Origin of the sequence: Halomonas sp. 3D7M (assembly GCF_014897885.1) — a bacterium.
Taxonomy (GTDB): domain Bacteria; phylum Pseudomonadota; class Gammaproteobacteria; order Pseudomonadales; family Halomonadaceae; genus Vreelandella.
This window is the reverse complement of the sequence record NZ_JABUZF010000192.1, coordinates 1-2,034: the sequence shown is the minus strand read 5'-3', so window position 1 is coordinate 2,034 and position 2,034 is coordinate 1. Positions and strand designations below refer to the sequence as shown.

At 41.6% G+C, this 2,034-nt stretch carries 3 protein-coding genes and 1 pseudogene; all 4 read right to left on the bottom strand.

The annotated features are described in order from the left end of the window. Positions 1–119, bottom strand: a pseudogene (locus INT22_RS20770) (DUF1819 family protein); the annotation flags it as partial. A gap of 102 nt (positions 120–221) precedes the next feature. Continuing rightward, entirely contained in the window at positions 222–539 is a 318-nt protein-coding gene (locus INT22_RS10840) for a helix-turn-helix domain-containing protein (RefSeq protein ID WP_009095642.1), read from the bottom strand. Between the two features lie 145 nt (positions 540–684). Next, positions 685–1,704 carry a TniB family NTP-binding protein gene (locus INT22_RS10835; RefSeq protein ID WP_193059738.1) on the bottom strand — a complete coding sequence of 340 codons (1,020 nt, stop codon included), beginning with the start codon at positions 1,702–1,704 and terminating at the stop codon, positions 685–687. 49 nt (positions 1,705–1,753) lie between these two features. Next, on the bottom strand, positions 1,754–2,034 hold a 281-nt coding region (locus INT22_RS10830; protein ID WP_193068223.1), incomplete at its 5' end, for a hypothetical protein.

The following is a 2,034-nucleotide window of genomic DNA, read 5'->3' as shown; positions in this document are numbered from 1 at the left end:
TTAGCAGTGGCGGGACGGTTCTTCTGGAGGCGGTTATCAATGATGATTGCCTGGTGCCACTGCCCTTCATCCGCATTAGAGAGCAGCAAATCAGCAACGGCACGGCTTTCGCGCACCATCAGTCCACCGCCGATCAGATCAGAGTTGTAGCTGAAAGAAGTCAAAAGGCGCTCATCAAGGTCAATTACGTTGAAGTTGCAGGCGGCTGATCAGTAACGAGATCAGCTTTCGCTAGGCGCACTGCCCTTTTTAAGCTGTTCCAACAAGCGTTGGCGTTCTGCAGGGTCGAGTTTATCTAACTCAAGGATCAATTCTGCCACGGTGTCGTCTTCGCAGAAAAAATAGGGAATGGGCACCTCTAGTGCCTCTGAAAGCCTCTTCAGCAACTGGAAATTGGGCGCATGCTGCCCCTTTTCATACTGCGTCATACGCGCACTCGCCAGATTCGGCTCCATGCCGAGGTATTCACCCAACTGCCTTTGTGTCATACCCGCTGCTTGCCTGGCGGCTCTCAAGCGATCTGGAAGCGGACTGTCCATGAAAACACCATCGCTACTTGGAAAGCCGCTAGGCTAGCGCAAGATGACACAAAAATATGCTAAGAGATTCTTAGCAAGAATGCAATGATACTTTAAAAAGCTCCCATCAATTCTGTAACTAGAGAATGGCGTCTTAATAAGCTGCTTATGTTTTTGAAAAAAGTGCTTTCGTTGAAATTTTTGGCGTGAATTGAGTACTCACAAACATTTCAGATTCCACAGTTGAATAACGGTTATAAGAAGCGTAATTAGACACCTCACACAGAGGCACTTCTTTGAAGGGTAATTTGAAGGGGTTATCCTCATCAAAAAAAGCAGAATCCATTACTTCGGCAAAATGCTGTTGATGGACAGTATTTTCACCTCTCCATAAAGCTAAGGAAAGAGCTTCACTTAAAATATGTTTAATTTTTCTTGCCTCGCCTCGTGTTGCGGAAAAAAGGGGAAACAAAATCTCATCGCTTTCAAATTTAGGAGGCTCTTCAAACCCCATTTTACATGCTAAACCTTTAACGAAGCGCGTGAACTCTTTTCGATCATCTTCATTTAAAAATTTAAAGTACGGTAACTCGATTTTACACATCAGACGAGAGGCCCATTGAGGCTCATTTGAAATCTCAGAAGCCCATGGCATTCCTACCAGTACAACAGGTATACCCGCCTGCTCACTAATGAGCTTCAGCCTGTTTGCAATCCTTTGTCGATCTTCAACTGATTTAAACTCTATTAACTCCTGAAACTCATTTATAATAATTATTTGAGTTTTGCAAACTTTCAACATTTTAACTAGTGCCTCTGCCAGACCAATCTCCCTCCTCCTACTTTTTCTTGCTTCAGAACCAAACTGACCTAAGTCGTTCATGAGTTCAATCATCATTTTTTCAACATCAGGCTTACTTGGAATACGTGACACAAGCACGGGCTGGATCAAAACACCGTTTTCTTCATAACCAGGAAAAGCGGAAGAAAATTCTTTAATTAATGCACTTTTCCCGGTTCCAGTATCGCCTGTTATCAGCATGCATTGCTGCTCTCCCCCGAACATTTGGTTATTTTTTAAACGATACAAAGAATTCATTGCCTTTTCCAGAGCTGCATGCTGAACAAAACAATTTAGAAATTTATATAATCTATACCGATTATATTCAGAATGAATAATATTCATTAATAAGGCTCCAAATTATCAGCAATCTTGTTCCAATCATCGATAGACTCTAATTTTTTTCATCTAACATTTCACCTTCAAAAAACCTCAATTTTTTATCTTTTTTATTTTTCAAATTATTGCGAACACTTTCAAAAGATGTTTCACCTTCACTATCTATGCCTACGAAAGCAGCCACACTTTTCATTCCCCTTGAGCGACTCTTTTTATTAACCAAAGCCAGATTGCTTATATCATCCATCCTTTCGCTTAATTTCATATTCGCTAAAGCAAGCCCTGCATGGTCGACATTGGCGTCAATATATCTACCTGAATCCGTGAAGCTGGCGC